General features: G+C 66.2%; 17 protein-coding genes. 8 read left to right on the forward strand and 9 right to left on the reverse strand.

What is annotated here, in order from left to right:
* Positions 1-35: 35 nt before the first annotated feature.
* The 5 genes from lepB to rpoE all read right to left on the reverse strand — a co-directional run bounded on the left by lepB (position 36) and on the right by rpoE (position 5,976).
* Positions 36-830, reverse strand: coding sequence for a signal peptidase I (lepB, locus tag ACZK2R_RS16905; RefSeq protein WP_032129848.1), 795 nt, complete (start codon positions 828-830; stop codon positions 36-38).
* Between the two features lie 54 nt (positions 831-884).
* Positions 885-2,678 (reverse strand): translation elongation factor 4, encoded by a 1,794-nt coding sequence (gene lepA / locus ACZK2R_RS16910; RefSeq protein ID WP_032129849.1) that lies wholly within the window; start codon positions 2,676-2,678, stop codon positions 885-887.
* A gap of 179 nt (positions 2,679-2,857) precedes the next feature.
* A complete protein-coding gene (locus tag ACZK2R_RS16915; protein WP_032129850.1) occupies positions 2,858-4,393 on the reverse strand; it encodes a DegQ family serine endoprotease in 1,536 nt (511 codons plus the stop codon).
* A gap of 75 nt (positions 4,394-4,468) precedes the next feature.
* On the reverse strand, positions 4,469-5,359 hold the full coding sequence (locus ACZK2R_RS16920) for a sigma-E factor negative regulatory protein (RefSeq protein WP_125895916.1): 891 nt from the start codon (positions 5,357-5,359) through the stop codon (positions 4,469-4,471).
* Positions 5,356-5,976 carry an RNA polymerase sigma factor RpoE gene (gene rpoE / locus ACZK2R_RS16925; protein WP_010482816.1) on the reverse strand — a complete coding sequence of 207 codons (621 nt, stop codon included), beginning with the start codon at positions 5,974-5,976 and terminating at the stop codon, positions 5,356-5,358. The genes ACZK2R_RS16920 and rpoE overlap by 4 nt, the downstream gene beginning before the upstream one ends.
* Before the next feature lie 235 nt (positions 5,977-6,211).
* Between rpoE and ACZK2R_RS16930 the strand changes: the two genes are divergently transcribed.
* The 5 genes from ACZK2R_RS16930 (at position 6,212) to ACZK2R_RS16950 (ending at position 12,582) form a co-directional block, all read left to right on the forward strand.
* The gene (locus tag ACZK2R_RS16930) at positions 6,212-8,275 is read left to right on the forward strand and encodes a 3-hydroxyacyl-CoA dehydrogenase NAD-binding domain-containing protein (protein WP_049401338.1); all 2,064 of its coding nucleotides are present in this window, start codon (positions 6,212-6,214) and stop codon (positions 8,273-8,275) included.
* Positions 8,276-9,145: 870 nt separating this feature from the next.
* On the forward strand, positions 9,146-10,108 hold the full coding sequence (locus ACZK2R_RS16935; RefSeq protein ID WP_478487309.1) for an IS110 family transposase: 963 nt from the start codon (positions 9,146-9,148) through the stop codon (positions 10,106-10,108).
* A 114-nt stretch (positions 10,109-10,222) separates the two neighbouring features.
* The gene (locus ACZK2R_RS16940; protein WP_032129853.1) at positions 10,223-11,086 is read left to right on the forward strand and encodes a pirin family protein; all 864 of its coding nucleotides are present in this window, start codon (positions 10,223-10,225) and stop codon (positions 11,084-11,086) included.
* Positions 11,087-11,207: 121 nt separating this feature from the next.
* Positions 11,208-11,927, forward strand: a complete 720-nt coding sequence (gene aqpZ, locus ACZK2R_RS16945) for an aquaporin Z (RefSeq protein ID WP_032129854.1) — start codon at positions 11,208-11,210, stop codon at positions 11,925-11,927.
* A 196-nt stretch (positions 11,928-12,123) separates the two neighbouring features.
* Positions 12,124-12,582: a hypothetical protein gene (locus ACZK2R_RS16950; protein WP_032129855.1), complete on the forward strand. Its 459-nt coding sequence runs from the start codon at positions 12,124-12,126 to the stop codon at positions 12,580-12,582.
* Positions 12,583-12,665: 83 nt separating this feature from the next.
* Here the strand turns inward: ACZK2R_RS16950 and ACZK2R_RS16955 are convergent, their stop codons facing one another.
* On the reverse strand, positions 12,666-13,517 hold the full coding sequence (locus tag ACZK2R_RS16955; RefSeq protein WP_125895857.1) for a pirin family protein: 852 nt from the start codon (positions 13,515-13,517) through the stop codon (positions 12,666-12,668).
* A gap of 215 nt (positions 13,518-13,732) precedes the next feature.
* Between ACZK2R_RS16955 and ACZK2R_RS16960 the strand changes: the two genes are divergently transcribed.
* Entirely contained in the window at positions 13,733-15,814 is a 2,082-nt protein-coding gene (locus ACZK2R_RS16960) for a carbon starvation CstA family protein (protein ID WP_049401342.1), read from the forward strand.
* Complete coding sequence (locus ACZK2R_RS16965; RefSeq protein ID WP_005410613.1) at positions 15,814-16,038, forward strand: YbdD/YjiX family protein; 225 nt, start codon at positions 15,814-15,816, stop codon at positions 16,036-16,038. The genes ACZK2R_RS16960 and ACZK2R_RS16965 overlap by 1 nt, the downstream gene beginning before the upstream one ends.
* Before the next feature lie 204 nt (positions 16,039-16,242).
* Here the strand turns inward: ACZK2R_RS16965 and ACZK2R_RS16970 are convergent, their stop codons facing one another.
* The gene (locus ACZK2R_RS16970) at positions 16,243-17,493 is read right to left on the reverse strand and encodes a DUF819 family protein (protein WP_125895856.1); all 1,251 of its coding nucleotides are present in this window, start codon (positions 17,491-17,493) and stop codon (positions 16,243-16,245) included.
* A 133-nt stretch (positions 17,494-17,626) separates the two neighbouring features.
* Between ACZK2R_RS16970 and ACZK2R_RS16975 the strand changes: the two genes are divergently transcribed.
* Positions 17,627-18,016, forward strand: coding sequence for a VOC family protein (locus ACZK2R_RS16975; protein ID WP_032129859.1), 390 nt, complete (start codon positions 17,627-17,629; stop codon positions 18,014-18,016).
* A gap of 215 nt (positions 18,017-18,231) precedes the next feature.
* Here ACZK2R_RS16975 and ACZK2R_RS16980 read toward each other — a convergent pair whose 3' ends face one another.
* Both ACZK2R_RS16980 and ACZK2R_RS16985 read right to left on the reverse strand, forming a co-directional pair.
* A complete protein-coding gene (locus tag ACZK2R_RS16980; RefSeq protein WP_049461542.1) occupies positions 18,232-19,518 on the reverse strand; it encodes a sensor histidine kinase in 1,287 nt (428 codons plus the stop codon).
* On the reverse strand, positions 19,505-20,218 hold the full coding sequence (locus ACZK2R_RS16985; protein ID WP_032129861.1) for a response regulator transcription factor: 714 nt from the start codon (positions 20,216-20,218) through the stop codon (positions 19,505-19,507). Before ACZK2R_RS16985 ends, ACZK2R_RS16980 begins: the two co-directional genes overlap by 14 nt.
* Positions 20,219-20,236 lie beyond the last annotated feature (18 nt).

Consider the following 20,236-nt stretch of genomic DNA (forward strand, 5'->3'; position numbering starts at 1 on the left):
CGCGTTGGATGTGAAAATACTCAGTTGGTGCCCGCTCAGTTGATGCTCGAGCCGATCCGCGACGGCTCGAAGCCATCCTTGCAGAACCAGCCCTGGCAGTTCAGCCAGATCAGGAACGCCTTGCCACGCAGGTTCTCTTCCGGCAGCAGGCCCCAGAAACGGCCATCGTCGCTGTTGTCGCGGTTGTCGCCCATCACCAGGTACTTGCCGGCCGGCACGGTCCACTGGCCCTGGCCACGCGGATAGTCGGTCTCCAGCACCGTGTGGGTGCGGCCCGGCAGGTGCTCGACCAGCAGGTTGGCGCCCTCGCCCTGGCCCTTGTGGCCGGCGTAGATGCCCTTGTTGTCGTACTTCAGCGGCTCGCCGTTGAGGATCACGCCGTCGCCTTCGAAGACCACGGTGTCACCCGGCACGCCGATCACGCGCTTGATGAAGTTCTCGCCCTTGGCCGGATCGTTCTCGCCATGGCCGGGGAAGTGGAACACCACCACGTCACCACGCGAGGGCTCGCCCACCGGCACGAACTTGGTGTTGCTGATCGGCAGGCGCAGGCCGTAGGAGAACTTGTTGACCAGGATGAAATCGCCGATCAGCAGGTTCGGCATCATCGAGCTGGACGGGATCTTGTACGGCTCGGCAATGAAGCTGCGCACGATCAGCACGATCGCCAGCACCGGGAAGAACGCACGTGAGTAGTCCACCAGCACCGGCTCGGAATCGAGCAGACCCGCGCGCTGGGCGCGACGCTTGGCGAGGTACAGCTTGTCCGCGAGCAGGATCAGGCCCGAGGCCAGGGTCAGCACGACCAGGAGGATCTCAAACAGTTTCATTCAGGGTCCTTTGCAACGTCACCAGACGACCGGCCCCGCAGGGCCGGTGCGGGCTTACTTGTTGTCCATCTGCAGCACGGCCAGGAACGCTTCCTGCGGGATCTCCACGCGGCCGACCTGCTTCATGCGCTTCTTGCCTTCCTTCTGCTTTTCCAGAAGCTTCTTCTTGCGCGAAACGTCGCCACCATAGCACTTGGCCAGCACGTTCTTGCGCATGGCCTTGACCGTGGTACGGGCGATGATCTGCGAGCCGACGGCGGCCTGGATGGCCACGTCGAACATCTGGCGCGGGATCAGGTCCTTCATCTTTTCGCACAGCTCGCGGCCGCGACGGTCGGCATGGCTGCGGTGCACGATCAGCGACAGTGCATCGACCTTGTCACCGTTGATCAGTACGTCCACGCGCACGAACGGGCCTGCGTCGAAGCGCACGAAGTGGTAGTCCAGCGAGGCATAGCCACGGCTGACCGACTTCAGCTTGTCGAAGAAGTCCAGCACCACCTCGGCCATCGGCAGCTCGTAGCTGATCTGCACCTGGCTGCCCAGGTAGTTGATGCCGATCTGGCTGCCGCGCTTCTCTTCGCACAGCTTGATGATGTTGCCGATGTACTCCTCGGGGGTGAGCACGTTGGCACGGATGATCGGCTCGCGGATCTCCTCGACCTGGTTCACCGGCGGCAGCTTGGCCGGGTTGTCCATGTTGATGATCGAGCCATCGGTCTTCAGGACTTCATACACCACCGTCGGCGCGGTGCTGATCAGGTCCAGGTTGTATTCGCGCTCCAGGCGCTCCTGCACGATTTCCATGTGCAGCATGCCGAGGAAGCCGCAGCGGAAGCCGAAGCCCATCGCCTCGGAGCTTTCCGGCTCGAAACGCAGCGCGGCATCGTTCAGGCGCAGCTTGTCCAGCGCTTCGCGCAGGTCCGGGTAGTCCTCGGCATCGACCGGGAACAGGCCGGCGAACACGCGCGGCTGCATTTCCTGGAAGCCCGGCAGCGGCTTCGGTGCCGGGTCGCCGGCCAGGGTAAGGGTGTCGCCGACCGGCGCACCGTGCACGTCCTTGATGCTGGCGGTGACCCAACCCACTTCACCTGCACGCAGCGCTGGCAGCACCTTGCGCTTCGGGGTGAACACGCCGACGTTGTCGACCTGGTGGTTGCGGCCGGTGGACATCACCTGCAGCTTGTCACCTGCCTTGATCTCGCCCTGCATCACGCGCACCAGCGAGACCACACCCAGGTAGTTGTCGAACCAGGAGTCGATGATCAGCGCCTGCAGCTTGTCGGTGTCGCGCGGCTTCGGCGGCGGGATGCGATGCACGATCGCTTCCAGCACGTCCTGCACGTTCAGGCCGGTCTTGGCACTGACCGGCACGGCGTCGGAGGCGTCGATGCCGATCACGGCCTCGATCTCGGCCTTGGCGCGCTCGATGTCGGCGGTGGGCAGGTCGATCTTGTTGATCACCGGCACCACTTCCAGGCCCTGCTCCACGGCGGTGTAGCAGTTGGCCACCGACTGCGCTTCCACGCCCTGGGCCGCATCGACCACCAGCAGCGCGCCTTCGCAGGCGGCCAGCGAGCGGCTGACTTCATAGGAGAAGTCGACGTGGCCGGGGGTGTCGATGAAGTTCAGATGGTAGGTCTGCCCGTCCTTGGCCAAGTACGGCAGCGACACCGACTGCGCCTTGATCGTGATGCCACGCTCGCGCTCGATCGGGTTGGAGTCGAGCACCTGCGCTTCCATCTCGCGGGCCTGCAGGCCACCACAGAGCTGGATGATGCGGTCGGCCAGCGTGGACTTGCCGTGGTCGACATGGGCGATGATGGAGAAGTTGCGGATGTTCCGCATCGAATCAGAAGACATAGGTGGCGGCGGCGCGCGGCGTCGTCAGGGTAACGGTCGATTATCGCATGCCCGGCGCCCGCCCGCGAAAACGGCCTCATCGGACCGGGCCCGGAATGGCCGAAGCCCCGCCAGGGCGGGGCTTCGGGGAAAAGCCGGGGCCGCCGAAGCGGCCCCGGCAGGCCTTACTGGCCGGCCTTGACCGCGACGAACGCGCTGTTGCCGCTGCCGGTGCGCACCAGCAGCATCACCACGTCGCCCTTCTTGTAGCTGGAAAGCGCACGGTTCAGCGCGTCCACGCTGCCGACCTGGGTGCTGGCCACCTGCAGGATCACCATGCCCGGAGACAGGCCCGCATCACGCGCGCCCTGGCCCTTGACCCCGGTGATGCGCACGCCTTCGCCCGATTCCAGGCCCAGCTGCTTGCGCTGCGGTGCGGTCAGGTCACTGACGTCCAGCCCCAGCAGGGCATTGGCGCCGGCCTGCGGAGCCGCATCGCTGTCGCCGGTGGCCGGGCCACGTGAACCGGCCTGCCCGTCTTCGGTCAGTGCGGTCAGGGTGGCGCTGAGGTCGCGCGGCTTGCCATCACGGATCACGCCCAGGGTGACCCGGCTGCCCGGTGCCATCGCGCCGATCAGCGGCGGCAGGTCGGACCAGCTGTTGACCGGCGCGCCGTTCACCGAACGGATCACATCGCCGATCTTCACCCCGGCCCGGGCTGCAGCCGAGTCCGGCACGATCTGGTTGACCAGGGCGCCGCGGCTGTCCGGCAGGCCCATCGCCTGCGCCTTCAGGCCGTCGATTTCCTGCACCACCGCGCCGAGCTGGCCACGGGTGACCTTGCCGGTCTTCTTGATCTGCTCGACCGCGCTCATCGCCAGGTCGATGGGGATCGCGAAGCTGATGCCCATGTAGCCGCCCGAGGCGGAGAAGATCTGCGAGTTGATGCCGACCACTTCGCCACGGGTGTTCAGCAGCGGGCCACCGGAGTTGCCCTGGTTGATCGCCACGTCGGTCTGGATGAAGGGCACGTAGCGCTGGTCCGGACCACCTGTGCTGCGGCCGAGGGCGCTGACCACGCCGGCAGTGACCGAGTGGTCGAGGCCGAACGGCGAACCGATCGCGACCACCCACTGACCCGGCTTGAGGGAGTTGGAGTCGCCAACGCGCACGGTCGGCAGGTTCTTGCCGTCGATTTTCAGCAGTGCCACGTCGTACTGCTGGTCGCTGCCCACCACTTTCGCGGTGAACTCACGGCGGTCACCCAGCTTGACCTTCACCTCGCTGGCATCGGCCACCACGTGGTAGTTGGTCAGCACATAGCCATCGGGCGAGATGATGAAGCCCGAGCCCATGCCGCGGCCCTTGATGCTGGGGCCACCGTCCGGACCGCCCGGGCCCTGCCCCGGCATCGGGAAATCCGGGCCGAAGAAGCGGCGGAAGAACTCCGGCATGTCATCGTCGCCGCCCATCGGGCCCCGCGAGGCCTGGCGGTTGTTGCGGACGATGGTGGTGTCGACGTTGACCACGCCAGGCCCGACCTGTTCGACCAGATTGGTGAAGTCAGGCAGGCCCGTGACCAGCGGCTGGGCCGGGGCCCGCGGCGCGGCGGCCGGCGCGGCCTGGGTCTGGGCGGCCGGAGCCGGGGCCTGCGCGCAGGCCACCAACGGCAGGGTCAGGGCCAGCAGGCCCATGGCCTGCGTGCGGAGTCGGGGAGTCATCGGACGGCAACCTCCGGATCGGATGGAAAGAGGAATACGGGCCCCGCCGACGGCGGGGCGGTGAAAGCGCCCGGCTCAGTCGCGCGGGCGCGGCGGCACCGGCAGGTCGTCCTGCAGGCGCGGCTCGAACGGGTAGAACGCGGCGCCCCCGGCGTGGGCCGGGAAGCTCGCATTGAGCGCGCCACCGCCAGCGGGCGCCAGGCTGGAGCGCGGCCACGGTCGCGCCTGCAGGCCACCAACCTCACCGAACGGCATGTTGCGGCTGGCATTGTTGGCCGGCACGGTCGGGGTCAGCGGCGCCTGTGCAGCGGCCACAGCGCGTTGCGGCATGTCCTCGCGCTGGGCGGCACGCGCGGCCTGCTGGCTGCGGGTAGCGCTGGCGCGACGGGTGTCCTGGCGTCGGCTGGCCGCGGCCATGGCCACTGCCGGTACACCGGCCACGGCCATTGCGGCGGTATCCACCGAGGCTTCGGTTACCGGAGCCGGCGTCGTCGGCGCCGGAGCGGGCGCAAGTTCGGCCTGGCTGGCGATCACCTGCGGTGCCAGCGGCTCGCCCGGGGTGGCTTCCTTCAGCTTCTCGCCGCCCATGAACAGCGCCACCGCCGCCACCGAGGCGGCCAGTGCGGCGCCACCGCCCCAGGCCCGCCAACCGCTGCGGCGCACCTCGCGGCGCGGCTCGGCCTGCGGCGCCGGTTCGGCAGCGATGGCGGCGGCCACGGCCGCGCTGAAGCCGGCCGGCGCCAGCGCCGAGGCCTGCCCGCGCATCACGTCACCCAGCAGCTGCCAGCGTTCCTGGCAGCCGGCCAGCTCGGGGTCGTGCTCCATCCGGCGCAGCAGGAAGCGCGCTTCGTCGGCGCCCAGCTCGCCATCGACCAGGGCCGACAGCTGTTCGCGATGGCGCTGGTCCAGGCGCTGCCCGGCGGGCGATTGGTGGTTCTGCGATTCGTTGAACGGATTACTGGTCATACGCGGCTCTTCTCACGGGTGGCGCTGCCGATGTCCAACAGCGGCCGGAGTTCGGTGTCGATCGCCTCGCGCGCCCGGAAGATCCGTGAACGCACGGTGCCGATCGGGCACCCCATTTTCTGCGCGATATCTTCGTAACTCAGGCCTTCCACCTCGCGCAGGGTGATCGCCAACCGGAGTTCTTCCGGCAGCGCATTGACGGCCTTCATCACCGTCTGTTCCAGTTCCTGGCGCATCAACTCGCGTTCGGGCGTATCGGTGTCGCGCAGGCGCGTCCCGCTGTCGAACTGTTCGGCGTCACCGATGTCGATGTCATCGGTCGGCGGCCGTCGATTGTGTGAAGCCAGGTAGTTTTTGGCGGTATTCACGGCGATTCGATGCAACCAGGTTGAGAACTGGGCATCGCCGCGGAAACTTCCGATCGCGCGGTACGCACGGATGAAAGTGTCCTGGGCGACGTCCTGACATTCGCTCCAGTCGGCGATGTAGCGACCGACCAGGGCCACCACGCGATGCTGGTACTTGCGCACCAGGACATCGAACGCGGCGCTCTCGCCGTGCTGCACGCGCCGGACCAGTTCCAGATCCAGCTCCTGAGGTGTATCAACATCGGCCATGAGGGGCCGCACTCCTGTCAGCCCAACCGACGTCGGGCAATGAGACTGCCAATCCCGGGAAAAGTTCAGTCGCCGATCACCTGGCGCCGCACCAGCTTTTAACCACCGTTCCGTTAGCGTCCCGGTCCACGGCCATGGATCCGGGGTCGCCACTCCCCTGCTATTGGGATTTGACGCGGGGGAAACAACCTCTGGATCATAGCCGCTTCTCCATACACAACCGGATGGAACGTCCATGCTCTCAGGCTTCGATGGTCTCCGCTTCAGCCACTGGCACCCCGAGATCCGCGACGACGGCGTGGTGGTTCTCTCCCTGGATCGTCAGGACAGCAGCGTCAACGCCATGTCGCAGGACGTGCTGCTGGAACTGGGCGACCTGCTCGAGCGCATTGCACTGGACCCGCCCAAGGGCGTGGTGATCCAGTCGCTGAAGAAGGCCGGCTTCATTGCCGGTGCCGACCTGAAGGAGTTCCAGGAGTTCGACCGCCGCGGCACCGTCAACGACGCCATCCGTCGCGGCCAGGCCACCTACCAGAAGCTGGCTGAACTGCCCTGCCCGACCGTGGCAGCCATCCACGGCCACTGCCTGGGCGGCGGTACCGAGCTGGCGCTGGCCTGCCGCTACCGCGTGGCCTCCAATGACAGCAGCACCCGCATCGGCCTGCCGGAGACCCAGCTGGGCATCTTCCCGGGCTGGGGTGGCAGCGCGCGCCTGCCGCAGCTGGTCGGCGCACCGGCGGCGATGGACATGATGCTGACCGGCCGCACCCTGTCGGCCTCGGCCGCGCGCGGCATCGGCCTGGTCGACAAGGTGGTGGCACCGGCGGTGGTGCTCGACACCGCCGTCGCGCTGGCGCTGTCCGGCACCACCCGCCCGTTCAAGCAGCGCGCGACGGCCTGGGCCACCAACACCTGGCTGGCCCGCACCCTGCTGGCACCGCAGATGGTCAAGCAGGTCGCGCGCAAGGCCAAGAAGGACCAGTACCCGGCGCCCTACGCGCTGATCAGCACCTGGCAGCGCAGCGGCGGCAAGCCGATCCAGGCGCGCCTGGATGCCGAGCGGCGTGCCGTGGTGAAGCTGGCCAGCACGCCGACCGCGCGCAACCTGATCCGCATTTTCTTCCTGACCGAGCGCCTGAAGGGCCTCGGCGGTGGTGATTCCGGCATCCGCCACGTGCACGTGGTCGGCGCCGGCGTGATGGGCGGTGATATCGCCGCGTGGGCCGCCTACAAGGGCTTCGAGGTGACCCTGCAGGACCGCGAGCAGCGCTTCATCGACCCGGCCATGGAACGCGCGCAGGCGCTGTTCGCCAAGAAGGTGCGCGACGAGAGCAAGCGTCCCGCGGTGGCCGCGCGCCTGCGTGCCGACCTGGAAGGCAGCGGCGTGGCCGAGGCCGATCTGGTGATCGAGGCGATCATCGAGAACCCGGAAGCCAAGCGCGCGCTGTACCAGACGCTGGAACCGAAGATGAAGCTGGATGCGCTGCTGACCACCAACACCTCGTCGATTCCGCTGGTGGAGCTGCGCGACCACATCCAGCGCCCGGCACAGTTCGCTGGCCTGCACTACTTCAACCCGGTCGCGCAGATGCCGCTGGTGGAAATCATCCATCACGACGGCATGGCGCCTGAGACCGAACGTCGCCTGGCCGCGTTCTGCAAGGCACTGGGCAAGTTCCCGGTGCCGGTGGCCGGCAGCCCGGGCTTCCTGGTCAACCGCGTGCTGTTCCCGTACATGCTGGAAGCCGCCACTGCCTACGCCGAAGGCATCCCGGGCCCGGTGATCGACAGGGCGGCGGTGAAGTTCGGCATGCCGATGGGCCCGATCGAACTGATCGATACCGTGGGCCTGGACGTAGCCGCCGGTGTCGGCCGCGAACTGGCACCGTTCCTGGGCCTGCAGATTCCGGCCGCGCTGCAGACGGTGGAACCGGACAAGCGCGGCAAGAAGGATGGCCAGGGCATCTACACCTGGGAGAACGGCAAGCCGAAGAAGCCGGACGTGGCCAGCGATTACCAGGCCCCGGCCGATCTGGAGGACCGCCTGATCCTGCCGCTGTTGAACGAAGCGGTGGCCTGCCTGCACGAAGGCGTGGTGGCCGATGCGGACCTGCTGGATGCCGGCGTGATCTTCGGCACCGGCTTCGCACCGTTCCGCGGTGGTCCGATCCAGCACATCCGCGCGGTGGGTGCCGACGCGATCGTCGAGCGGTTGAAGGCGCTGCAGCAGCGCCATGGTGACCGTTTCGCACCGCGCCCGGGCTGGGACAACCCCGCCCTGCGCGAACCGGTGGTGTGAGTTGATCGGCCGGGCCTGCGGCCCGGCACCCGCAGAGGCAACCGCCGAAGCAAAAGCCAGAGCCAGAGCCGGAGCAACAGCCGGCTCTGGCTTTTCTGTTTGCTGGGCGGGGCGGTGTGGGCAGGCAGGACACGCCGTAAACCCGTCCATGGGGGCTCGATGGCGCCTTGCTCGTGTGCGCTGTCCTGCGCACATGGCAAGACCGGGGTTGGGCGTCCTGCCCAACCCGCCCGAGGCATGCCTCGGGCCCATGGCGCCAACGGTCCTGCCTGCCCACACCGCCCCACCCCTGACAGTTTCCCGGTGACGGTCAGTGACCTTCGGGAGCTGGTAGGTGTCGACCTTGGTCGACACGCTTGGTCCACGCCATGCGTGGATGCGAGCGAAGCGACCGGCGTTTGATTTTGATTTTCTTTTTTTCTTCTCCGTGGCTGGACGCACACGGAAACTGTCAGAGGCCGGGCGGGGTGGGTTCGCGGGGGTGTCCGCGGCATGGATGCCGCGGCCAAGCCTCCAAGGACGGATTCACGGCGTCCCCCGCGAACCCACCCCGCCCGGCCAAGCGCAAGTCGACTAACAGTCGACTCTACCGATCGTTCAGCCACGAGGGGCTGCGCCGTTGGCTGGAACCCCAGTCGAGCAAGCTTGTATGTTCCTCCCGGCTCCTACGAGGTATGTAGGAGCCAGGGTGGAGGGACCGTCAAGCATGCATCTGCGGATACTAGCCGACAGACGAGTCGAGCGATCCCCATCCCGCACACGAACGTCGATAAAGGATCGTACGGCCCCCAAAGGGGATCGTCGATGTAGGCAAGCTAACGTCGGTGCGGTACCACCCCAGCCCCTTAAAGATAGCTGGGAGCCGTACAAATGTCTGATTCTCTCGATATTGGCGTGGACGTGGACTCCAAGGAGTTCGTACCGGCAGTGGCCGACCGCAAGGCCGGCGACAGGATCGCCAACACCCGGGCCGGCATAGCCCAGTGGCTCAACACCTTGCCCCAGCGATGCCGGATTGGCATGGAGGCGACGGGGCGGTACTACGAGTTGTTGGCTCGGATGGCTGGCCAAGCAGGCCACGTTGTCTATGTGATCAATCCACGTCTGATCAAGCACTACGGCCGGGCGACGGGCTCGCGTGGCAAGACGGACGCCATGGACGCCGAAGCGATCGCCCGGTACGTGAAGAAGGAGAACGATCGCCTGCGTGAATACGTACCGCGTACCGACGAGCAGCAGCAGATGCACGATTTGCTGCGCAAGCGGCAGACGCTGGTAAAGACACGCGCGCGCCTGGAGCAATCCTTCGGGGTAAGCAAAAGTGCCCCCGGGGAGCTGTCAGATCTGTTCTGCGCTCTGGCTGGGACGCTGTCCGAGCTGGAAAGCGAACTGCAGCGCTTGGGTCGCGATGGCGAGCATGGCACGCTCTACAAGCGCCTGTTGACCATCCCTGGTGTCGGCCCTGCCGTCGCCGCTCACCTGATCTACTACATGACGCGCTGGCCGTTGGCCAGCGCCAACGCGTGGATCGCCTGCACCGGCCTGGATCCCCGGCCTAACGAGTCTGGCGGCAGAACGGGACGGCGTCGGCTGTCCAAACAGGGCGCGCCAGTGCTGCGCCAGATGCTCTACATGGCCGCCATGGGGCTCAAGCGGTGTCGCCAGGGGCAACCGCTCTACGACGAGCTGTCAAAACGCGGTCACCCCAGCACCGCCGTCTTCAACATCCTGGCCAGAAAGCTGGCCAGGATCGCCTGGGGTGTCTTCAAAAGCGGCCGGGACTTCGATCCGGCCATGCTGAAGGTGGGTCAAGCCTGCTTCCAGCAGGCTTGACCACGAACATAGGATCTCGACTCTACGGAACAACCTGTTACCCATACGGGGCATGTCCCCGTCACCGCTGCATGCGATGCTGATCACCTGATCCCTGCCAGCGAGAACGCCCGCATGACCACCATCATCGCCCCGCGCGTGCACGACATCGGCGGCCTCGAAGTCCGCCGGGCCGTCCCGACCCTGCAGGCCCGCAGCATCGGCTCGTTCGTGTTCGTCGACCAGATGGGCCCGGCACTCATGCATCCCGGCACCGCCATCGACGTGCGCCCGCATCCGCATATCGGCCTGGCCACCGTCACCTATCTGTGGTCGGGCGCGATCGGCCACCGCGACACGCTGGGTTCGGACCAGGTGATCCGTCCCGGTGACGTCAACTGGATGACCGCCGGCCGCGGCATCGCCCATTCCGAGCGCACGCCGCAACCTGACCGCGATCACGACAACCCGATCCACGGCATGCAGACCTGGGTCGCGCTGCCGAAGTCGCACGAGGAAATCGAACCGGCGTTCTACCACCACGCCGCTGCCACCCTGCCCGAGCAGCGCCGCAATGGCGCATGGCTGCGCGTCATTGCCGGCCGCGCCTACGGCGAAGAATCGCCGGTGAAGGTGTTCGCCGATACGCTCAACGTGGCGATCGACCTCGACCCGGATGCGGAAATCGATATCGACAACGGCCACCGCGAGCGCGCGCTGTACATCCTCGAAGGCGACGCGCAGCTGGATGGCGTGGACATCCCTGCCCAGCACCTGGTGATCCCCGAGGCTGGTGCGCGTGGCCGCCTGCGCGCAAAGACGCCGGTGAAGGCGATGTTGTTCGGTGGCGAGCCGCTGGATGGCCCGCGTCACCTGTGGTGGAACTTCGTGTCCAGCTCGAAGGAACGTATCGAACAGGCCAAGCACGACTGGGAGGCCGGCCGCTTCGGCACCATTCCGGGCGACGACAAGGAATTCATCCCGCTGCCGCAGTACTGAACATCGCGTGTTGCACACATCCGAAGGTGTATCCCTGCACCCGGCGTTGACACTACAGTCACCCGCTGATCATTGAAATGTGACATAAATCACACTTTCGACCGTCAAAGGAGTGCAACACATGAGCATGGGTAAACGCTTGTCCGCCGAGTTCCTCGGCACGTTCTGGCTGGTTCTGGGTGGCTGTGGCAGTGCCGTGCTGGCCGCCAAGTTCGGCGGTGACGGCAATCCGCTGGGTATCGGTTTCCTCGGCGTTGCGCTGGCCTTCGGCCTGACCGTGGTAACCGGCGCCTATGCGTTCGGCCATATCTCCGGCGCGCACTTCAATCCGGCGGTCAGTGTCGGCCTGTGGGCCGGCGGTCGTTTCCCGACCAAGGACCTGATCCCGTACATCATCGCCCAGGTCGCCGGCGGCCTGCTGGCCGGCTTCATCCTGCTGCAGATCGCATCGGGCGCCAGCGGCTTCGCCATTGATGGCAGCCAGGCCGGTGCATTCGCCAGCAACGGCTACGGCGCGCTGTCCCCCGGCGGCTACAGCGTGGCCGCGGCCTTCCTGTGCGAAGTGGTGCTGACCGCCGTGTTCCTGATCGTGATCATGGGCGCCACCCACGGCAAGGCACCGGCCGGGTTCGCCCCGCTGGCGATCGGCCTGTCACTGACCCTGATCCACCTGATCAGCATCCCGGTCACCAACACCTCGGTGAACCCGGCCCGTTCCACGGCGGTGGCCTTCTTCGCCGGCAGCGGCGCGGTCAGCCAGCTGTGGCTGTTCTGGGTTGCCCCGCTGCTGGGCGGCGCGATCGGCGGCATCATCTACAAGTGGATCGGCAACGACCGCTGAGGCCCGTGCGGACCATTGCGGCCGACCATCGGTCGCAATGGTTACGCGTGTAACCGCGATTTGTGCGATCGCTCACGTTCCGTTAAGGTTGAGTTGACCGTCCGTGCACATGCCGGCCGGGGCGGCATCCGGGGATGGGATGCCAAGGCTGCCGGTCCATCCGGCGGAGCCAACGACTCACCACCTTGGGGGATGCATGAAGTTCGCGCCTGTAGTGTTGTCGAGCCTGCTGTTCGCGGTGGCCCAGGCCGCCGCGCAGGCTCCCACCGAATGTCCTTCATTGCCGGCCAGCAGCGGCCTGCAGTGGCAACAGCAGGCACAGGCCGATTTCCTGGTCTGCCGCGCCAGCACCGGCGATGGTCGCGAGGTACTGAGCCTGATGCTCAGTGCGCGCGATCCCAACCTTCCATTGAACCGCTCGCTGCGCCAGGAAAAGGGCAGCTTCGGCGGTGAATCGCTGTACTGGTACCAGCCAGATCTGGGTGGCCAGCAGCCGCCGGGCTATGCCGAGCGTCGCATCAGTGTGGTCAAGCTCGACAAAGGGCGTTACGCGCAGATTTCGCTGTATCCGGACAGCGCGCAGGAACTGGGCTCGCTGCAGCAGCTGGCGCAGGGCATGAGCCTGACTCCGTCGGCCGTGGCCGCGGGGCGCTGAAGGTGACGGGGATGACTGCCTGGCAGCATCCCCGCCGCATCCAATGCGCTGGACATCCGCCGGGCATGGCCCGGCGTCCCCCCTCAGAACTTGCCTTCCTGGAAATCGACGAAGGCCTGCATCAGTTCCTGCCGCGTGTTCATCACGAACGGGCCATGCCGCATCACCGGCTCGCGCAGCGGACGGCCGGCCACCAGGATCAACCGCGCACCTTCGCTGCCGGCCGAGAGGTGCAACTGCTCGCCACCGCCCAGCACCGCCAGTTCCTGGCGTGCAACGTCGCGCGCGGCGTCCTGCTCACCCACGGTCATCGCACCTTCGAACACGTAGGCGAACGCGTTGTGCCCCTCCGGCAGCGCATAGGTCCAGGCCCGGTCGGGCGACAGCGTGATGTCGAGGTAGAGCGGATCGGTGGCCGGCTGCACGATCGGGCCATCGGTGCCGTCCACGCTGCCGGCAATCACCTTCACCTCCACGCCCGGCTCCGGGTGCACCACGGGAATGCGCTCGGGTGCGAATTCCTGGTACTTCGGCTCGGTCATCTTCTCCTTCGCCGGCAGGTTCACCCACAGCTGGAACCCGCGCATCTGCCCGCTTTCCTGCTCGGGCATTTCCGAATGCACCAGGCCACGGCCAGCGGTCATCCACTGCACGCTGCCCGGGGTCAGCAGGCCTTCGTTGCCATGGTTGTCGCGATGCCGCATGCGCCCGTCGAGCATGTAGGTGACGGTCTCGAAACCACGGTGCGGGTGTTCCGGGAAGCCGGCGATGTAGTCCTCGGCGCGGTCGGTACCGAACTCATCAAGCAGCAGGAACGGATCCAGGTCGGGCAGCGTCGGGCCGCCGATGACGCGGGTCAGGCGCACGCCGGCACCGTCGGAGGTGGGCATGCCACGGATGGTGCGCAGTACGCGGACCGGTTCGGGAAAGCTCATGGCGACTCCTGTTGGATGGGTGCCACTGAAGATGGACGCCACACGGCCGTAGGCCAATGGATGGCTCCGCAACCGATTGTTCCATCCCTGATGTTCGCTGCACGTCAGCGCAGCCGCCGTACGACCAAAGTACTACCGCCGATTCGTCCTGTGCCAATTGACCCTGTCGTGGGCAAGCAGGACTCTTTGTCTGTCTTTCCGGGAGAGAGCACCTCATGAAAGGGTTTTCCAAACTGGGCTGGGCGGTACTCGCTCTGCTCGGCGCGTTCTGTCTGGGCACCGTGGCGCTGCGCCGCGGCGAACACATCAATGCCCTGTGGATCGTCGTCGCGGCGGTGTCGCTGTACCTCGTCGCCTATCGCTTCTACAGCCTGTTCATCGCCAACAAGGTGATGCAGCTGGATCCGACCCGGGCCACCCCGGCGGTGATCAACAACGATGGCCTGGACTACGTTCCGACCAACAAGCACGTGCTGTTCGGCCACCACTTCGCCGCCATTGCCGGCGCCGGCCCGCTGGTCGGCCCGGTCCTGGCCGCGCAGATGGGCTACCTGCCCGGCCTGCTGTGGCTGGTGGTGGGCGTGGTGTTGGCCGGTGCGGTGCAGGACTTCATGGTCCTGTTCCTGTCCAGCCGCCGCAATGGCCGCTCGCTGGGTGACCTGGTAAGAGAAGAGATGGGCCAGGTGCCCGGCACCATCGCGCTGTTCGGTGCGTTCCTGATCATGATCATCATCCTGGCAGTGCTGGCGATGGTGGTGGTCAAGGCGCTGGCCGAAAGCCCGTGGGGCATGTTCACGGTGATCGCGACGATGCCCATCGCGATCCTGATGGGCGTGTACATGCGCTACATCCGCCCCGGCAAGATCGGCGAGATCTCGGTGGTTGGCCTGATCCTGCTGCTCGCCGCGATCTGGTACGGCGGCAAGGTCGCCGCCGACCCGGTCTGGGGCCCGGCGTTCACCTTCACCGGCACCCAGATCACCTGGATGCTGATCGGCTACGGCTTCGTCGCCTCGGTGCTGCCGGTGTGGCTGCTGCTGGCCCCGCGTGATTACCTGTCGACCTTCCTCAAGATCGGCACCATCATCGCGCTGGCCATCGGCATCCTGGTGGTGATGCCGGAACTGAAGATGCCGGCGCTGACCCAGTTCGCCGCCAGCGGTGATGGCCCGGTGTGGAAGGGCGGCATGTTCCCGTTCCTGTTCATCACCATCGCCTGCGGTGCGGTCTCCGGCTTCCATGCGTTGATTTCCTCCGGCACCACGCCGAAGCTGCTGGCCAATGAAGCGCACATGCGTTACATCGGCTACGGCGGCATGCTGATGGAATCGTTCGTGGCGGTGATGGCGCTGGTGGCGGCCTCGATCATCGATCCGGGCATCTATTTCGCGATGAACAGCCCGGCGGCGGTGATCGGTGCCGATGCGGCCTCGGCCGCGCACTACATCACCAACACCTGGGGCTTCACCATCACCCCCGAGCAGCTGACCGCGACCGCGGCGGCCATTGGTGAACCCACCATCCTGCATCGTGCAGGTGGCGCGCCAACACTGGCGGTAGGCATCGCGCAGATCCTGCACGAAGCGATTCCCAGTGGCAGCGACGCGATGATGGCGTTCTGGTACCACTTCGCGATCCTGTTCGAAGCGCTGTTCATCCTCACCGCGGTGGACGCCGGTACCCGTGCGGGCCGCTTCATGCTGCAGGACCTGCTGGGCAACTTCGTGCCGGCCCTGAAGAAGACCGAATCGTGGACCGCCAACATCATCGGCACCGCCGGCTGCGTGGCGCTGTGGGGCTACCTGCTCTACACCGGCGTGGTCGATCCGTTCGGCGGCATCCAGACGCTGTGGCCGCTGTTCGGCATCTCGAACCAGATGCTGGCCGGCATCGCATTGATGCTGGGCACGGTGGTGCTGTTCAAGATGAAGCGTGACCGCTATGCATGGGTGACTGCGGTACCGGCGGTGTGGCTGCTGATCTGCACCACCTACGCCGGCTTCATCAAGATCTTCGACAGCAATCCGGCACAGGGCTTCCTGGCACAGGCACACAAGTTCCAGGCCGCGCTCGCCAGCGATACCATCACTGCACCGGCCAAGTCGGTGGCGCAGATGAAGCAGATCGTGGTCAACGCCTACGTCAACACCGGCCTGACCGCGCTGTTCCTGCTGGTGGTGGGCGCGGTGCTGGTGTATTCGATCAAGACCATCCTGGCGGCCCGCCGCAATCCGCAGCGCACTGACCGCGAGACCCCGTACGTGGCGCTGAAGCCGCATGAAATGGTGGATCTGTGATGAGTACCCAACTGGTTCCCGCCGGCCAGTACCAGGCGCACCGCCGCATCTGGCGGCGCCTGGTGCAGACCGCACGACTGTGCTGTGGCATTCCTGATTACGACAACTACGTCCGGCATATGCTGGAGAAGCATCCGGACCAGGAGCCGATGGACTACAAGACGTTCTTCCGCGAGCGCCAGGAAGCGCGTTATGGCGGACGCAACGGTGGCCGCTGCTGTTGAGGGTTCGGTTCAACAGCGCTCGAGTGACGTTGAGTAGATCCACGCCATGCGTGGATGAAACCTGGCAGATATCGAGTTGAGTCCGGGGTCAGATCCGTTTCCTCCGGGAAACAGATCTGACCCCTTCCTTGTTCATGGAGACCCATGAAATGCATCCACGCATGGCGTGGATCTACGGAAGCATGACGCCAGGGCGGTCCGAACTCAGCCGGTGGCCATCCACTTCAGGATCAGGCCGGTGACGTAGGCCAGGCCCGTGCCGGTGGCATAACCCACCGTACCCAGCAGCACGCCCACCGGCGCCAGCGTCGGATGGAACGCCGCCGCCACCACAGGGGCCGAAGCGGCTGCGCCGATGTTGCCCTGCGAACCAATGGCGAAGAAGAACAGCGGCGCGCGCAGCAGCTTGGCCACCACCCACAGCACCAGCACGTGCGTGGCCATCCAGATCGCGCCGAGCAGGAACAGCCACGGCCGATCCAGCAGCGACAGCAGGTTCATCTGCATGCCGATGCAGGCGATCAGGAAGTACAGGAACACCGTGCCCAGCCGCGACGCACCGGCCGCTTCCAGCCGGCGGGCACGGGTGAAGCTCAGGCCCAGGCCCATCGCCGTGGACAGCAGGATCACCCAGACGAACTGGCTGTCGAGGCTGAACTGGCTGGCCCAGCTGACATTGGCCTTGAACCAGCCCGCCAGCGGCGCGGCGATGGCATGGGCCAGGCCGACGCCGCCCAGTGCCACGCCAACGATCACCATCAGGTCGGTCATGCTGGGAATGCGCGCGTTCTGCGCCTCGTAGGCACTGATGCGCGCCTTCATCTCGTCGATGGCACGGGTGTCGGCACCATTGCGGGTGTCGATCTGCTGTGCGCGGTTGGCCAGGAACAGCAGGATCGCCATCCACAGGCTGGCACAGGCCACGTCAACCACCGCGAACTGGCCGAACGTGGTGGCATCGGTGCCGAACACCTCGCGCATGGCGACCATGTTGGCGCCGCCACCGATCCAGCTGCCGGCCAGCGCCGCCATGCCGGCCCAGGTATCACCGGCCACGGTTTCCGGATGGATCAGCTTCATCAGCTGGAATGAAACGATGGCGCCGAGCATGATGCCGGCGGTACCGGCACAGAACACGATCAGCAGTTTCGGGCCGAGCTTGATGACGCCTTTCAGGTCGATCGACAGGGTCAGCAGGACCAGCGCGGCCGGCAGCAGCACGTCACGCGCGACCGGGTTGTACAGCGAGGTATTGTGGCCATCGATGACACCGGCGGTGTTGTAGATGGCGGGGATGAAATAGCACAGCAGCAGGGCCGGCACCCAGGCGAAGATCTTCTTCAGCAGCGGGGTTGGACCACTGGCGGCCCAGAAGATCAGGGCCAGGGTGGCGGCAATCAGGCCCAGTCCAACGATGTCGTTGCTGATCAGGGCAGTAGCGGGTTCGGTCGGCATGGGATCCTCTGTCGATCGAAAGAGCGGAGAAAAAAAAGCGCCGCATAAGGCGGCGCAGATCGAGATTAACATTGTCTTCACGCCCGGTCATGCTGCAGTGCCGACACCCCCCATCCCGTCAGGGAGCCCACTCATGCAGCTTGGTGCCTTTTCGGTCAGCCTCTCGGTGAAGGATCTCGCGGCCTCCCGTGCCTTCTACGAAGCCCTGGGCTTCTCGGTCACCGGCGGCGATCCGGCACAGAACTGGCTGGTGATGCGCAGCAACGGCACGGTGATCGGGCTGTTCCAGGGCATGTTCGAGGGCAACCTGCTGACCTTCAACCCCGGCTGGGACCAGCACAAGCAGGAACTGCCCCACTTCCAGGATGTGCGTGAGCTGCAGGCAGAGCTGGACGCCAGGGGCATCGAACTGGCGGTCCGCACCGATCCTGATGGCCAGGGGACCGGCTACCTGCAGTTGGCCGATCCCGACGGCAACGTGATCCTGATCGACCAGCACGTGGCGCGACCGAACGGGCGTTGAGGGGGACAGCCATTGCCTGGGTGGGCGTCGACCTTGGTCGACGAACGGCATGCCAACCAAGGTTGGCATCTACCAGAGCACGGACAGCCACCGCCGGGGCATGCCAACCAGGGCTGGCACCTACCAGAACACGGACAGCCACCGCCTGGGTAGGCGTCGACCTTGGTCGACGAACGGCATGCCAACCAAGGTTGGCATTTACCAGGACGGCCGGATCAGCGCGGTCGCGAGGCACCGAAATCGAGCGTGACACGTGTGCCACGCGGCTCGCAGGGCTGCAACTGCAGGGTCCATCCCAGGTGCTCGCACAGCCGCGCGATCAGATCCAGTCCGATGCCGCCGCCACGATCGGCGCGTTCGCCACGGGCCATCCGCGCATGGATCGCCGCGATCTCTTCCGGGCTCATGCCATGTCCCGGGTCCTGCAGGGTCAGCACCGCCGACGAACTCAGGCGCAATTCGATGTGGCCACGGCCACTGTTCTCGATGGCGTTGCGCAGCAGGTTGCCGATCGCTGCCTGCACCACCGCCAGCGGCGCGACGATGTCCACCGGTGCGGCCTGGATGCCGATGCTCAGGTCCTTGTCGCCCAGCAGGTGGCGATGGTCGTCGACGATCTCCGGCAGCAGCTGATCCAGCGCGATGCGCTCGGCACGCGCCGCCAGTCGCGCCGGATCACGCGCCAGCACCAGCAGCAGTTCGATCAGCTGCTCCACGCTCTGCGCGGTGCGCAGTACCCGTTGCATCTGCTGGCGCGCACGCTCGGGCAGGCCCGGTTGCTCCAGCGCCAGTTCGGCGGCACCGGTCATAACCGCGATCGGCGTGCGCAGTTCATGGCTGGCGGTGCTGATGAAGACCCGCTCGCGTTCGACGAACTGCTCGTTGCGATCCAGGTAGTCGTTCAACGCATTAGCAATGGTGTGCAGCTCTGAGCTGCCGCGCGGGTCGACCTCGATGCGCTGCCCCTGCACGCCCGGCCTGAGCGCGGCGATGTGTTGTGCCAGCAGGCTCAGCGGACGCACCATCCGCTCCATGCCGAACGAAGCCATCAGCACGGTAACGAAGATCATGATCACCCCGGCCAGCATCACCCAGCGCGTGGCGAACTGTTCCAGGTCATGGAAGTCGGAGATGTCCAGTACCAGCGCGACCCGTCCCATCGACTGGGTTTCACGCACCATCACCGCCGTCTCGCGGCCCTTGACCATTACGCCGTCGTGCAGCCCTGGATGCAGGGTACGCAGGCTATCGGGAAGGTTGACCGCGTCGAAGCGGTACAGGCTCAGCGTGTCCGAATCCTGCCAGCGATAGTGCGGTTCGTGCTCGACATGCTCGACGATGCTGTCGAGCTCGGAGTTGAGCAGCGCGCGCCAGGCGGCATGCTCGGCGTGCTCGTGCACGTAGTTGCCGACGCTGAACACCGCGATCGACAGCAGCGCCAGATAGCCCAGCAACCACCACACCACGCGCCGGTACAACGGCCCCGGCTTACGCGCCCTCATCAGCATTCCTGCCGGCGTCGGCACCCTCCACTACCGCCAACCGGTAACCCACGCGCGGCAGGGTGTGGATCAGCTTCTCGGCAAACGGACCGTCAACGCTGCGACGCAACTCGTAGACATGCGAACGCAGCAGGTCGCCATCCGGCGGCTCGTCACCCCACAGGGCGAACTCCAGCTGCTGTCGCGTCACCGCACCCGGGCTGGCCCGCATCAGCACTTCCAGCAGTTTGCGGCAGGCCGGGTACAGGTGCAGCACCTGGCCCTCACGCTGGGCCTCCAGCGTCGCCAGATCCAGCACCAGATCGCCCACCTGCAGGCGCTTGCGCGGGTTGCGGCCCTGCGCACGCAGCAGCAGCGCTTCCAGCCGCACCTCCAGCTCGGGCAGGGCGAACGGCTTGGTCAGGTAGTCGTCGGCACCGGCGCGGAAACCGGCGATCTTGTCCGGCAGTTCATCGCGCGCGGTCAGCATGATCACCGGCACCTCCGACGCGTGCTCGGCACGCAGCCGGCGCAGCACTTCCGGTCCCTCCATGCGCGGCAGCATCCAGTCCAGGATCACCGCATCGTAGGGGTGGCTGCCGGCCAGGTGCAGGCCGGTGATGCCATCCGGGGCCACGTCCAGCACATGCCCGCGCGACTCGAAATAGTCGAACAGGTTGGCCACCAGCTGGCGGTTGTCCTCGATCACCAACAGACGCATGCACGAAACATCCACGGA

The organism is Stenotrophomonas sp. 96582_Sma (genome assembly GCF_056480905.1).

Bases quoted from the DNA above. Each gene is read 5' to 3' on its own strand.
- ACZK2R_RS16980 (WP_049461542.1), bottom strand. From the start codon at position 19,518: ATGAGGGCGCGTAAGCCGGGGCCGTTGTACCGGCGCGTGGTGTGGTGG.
- ACZK2R_RS16970 (WP_125895856.1), bottom strand. From the start codon at position 17,493: ATGCCGACCGAACCCGCTACTGCCCTGATCAGCAACGACATCGTTGGA.
- ACZK2R_RS16915 (WP_032129850.1), bottom strand. From the start codon at position 4,393: ATGACTCCCCGACTCCGCACGCAGGCCATGGGCCTGCTGGCCCTGACC.
- ACZK2R_RS16975 (WP_032129859.1), top strand. From the start codon at position 17,627: ATGCAGCTTGGTGCCTTTTCGGTCAGCCTCTCGGTGAAGGATCTCGCG.
- ACZK2R_RS16935 (WP_478487309.1), top strand. From the start codon at position 9,146: ATGTCTGATTCTCTCGATATTGGCGTGGACGTGGACTCCAAGGAGTTC.
- ACZK2R_RS16940 (WP_032129853.1), top strand. From the start codon at position 10,223: ATGACCACCATCATCGCCCCGCGCGTGCACGACATCGGCGGCCTCGAA.
- lepB (WP_032129848.1), bottom strand. From the start codon at position 830: ATGAAACTGTTTGAGATCCTCCTGGTCGTGCTGACCCTGGCCTCGGGC.
- lepA (WP_032129849.1), bottom strand. From the start codon at position 2,678: ATGCGGAACATCCGCAACTTCTCCATCATCGCCCATGTCGACCACGGC.
- ACZK2R_RS16965 (WP_005410613.1), top strand. From the start codon at position 15,814: ATGAGTACCCAACTGGTTCCCGCCGGCCAGTACCAGGCGCACCGCCGC.
- rpoE (WP_010482816.1), bottom strand. From the start codon at position 5,976: ATGGCCGATGTTGATACACCTCAGGAGCTGGATCTGGAACTGGTCCGG.
- ACZK2R_RS16985 (WP_032129861.1), bottom strand. From the start codon at position 20,218: ATGCGTCTGTTGGTGATCGAGGACAACCGCCAGCTGGTGGCCAACCTG.
- ACZK2R_RS16950 (WP_032129855.1), top strand. From the start codon at position 12,124: ATGAAGTTCGCGCCTGTAGTGTTGTCGAGCCTGCTGTTCGCGGTGGCC.
- aqpZ (WP_032129854.1), top strand. From the start codon at position 11,208: ATGAGCATGGGTAAACGCTTGTCCGCCGAGTTCCTCGGCACGTTCTGG.
- ACZK2R_RS16930 (WP_049401338.1), top strand. From the start codon at position 6,212: ATGCTCTCAGGCTTCGATGGTCTCCGCTTCAGCCACTGGCACCCCGAG.
- ACZK2R_RS16955 (WP_125895857.1), bottom strand. From the start codon at position 13,517: ATGAGCTTTCCCGAACCGGTCCGCGTACTGCGCACCATCCGTGGCATG.
- ACZK2R_RS16920 (WP_125895916.1), bottom strand. From the start codon at position 5,359: ATGACCAGTAATCCGTTCAACGAATCGCAGAACCACCAATCGCCCGCC.
- ACZK2R_RS16960 (WP_049401342.1), top strand. From the start codon at position 13,733: ATGAAAGGGTTTTCCAAACTGGGCTGGGCGGTACTCGCTCTGCTCGGC.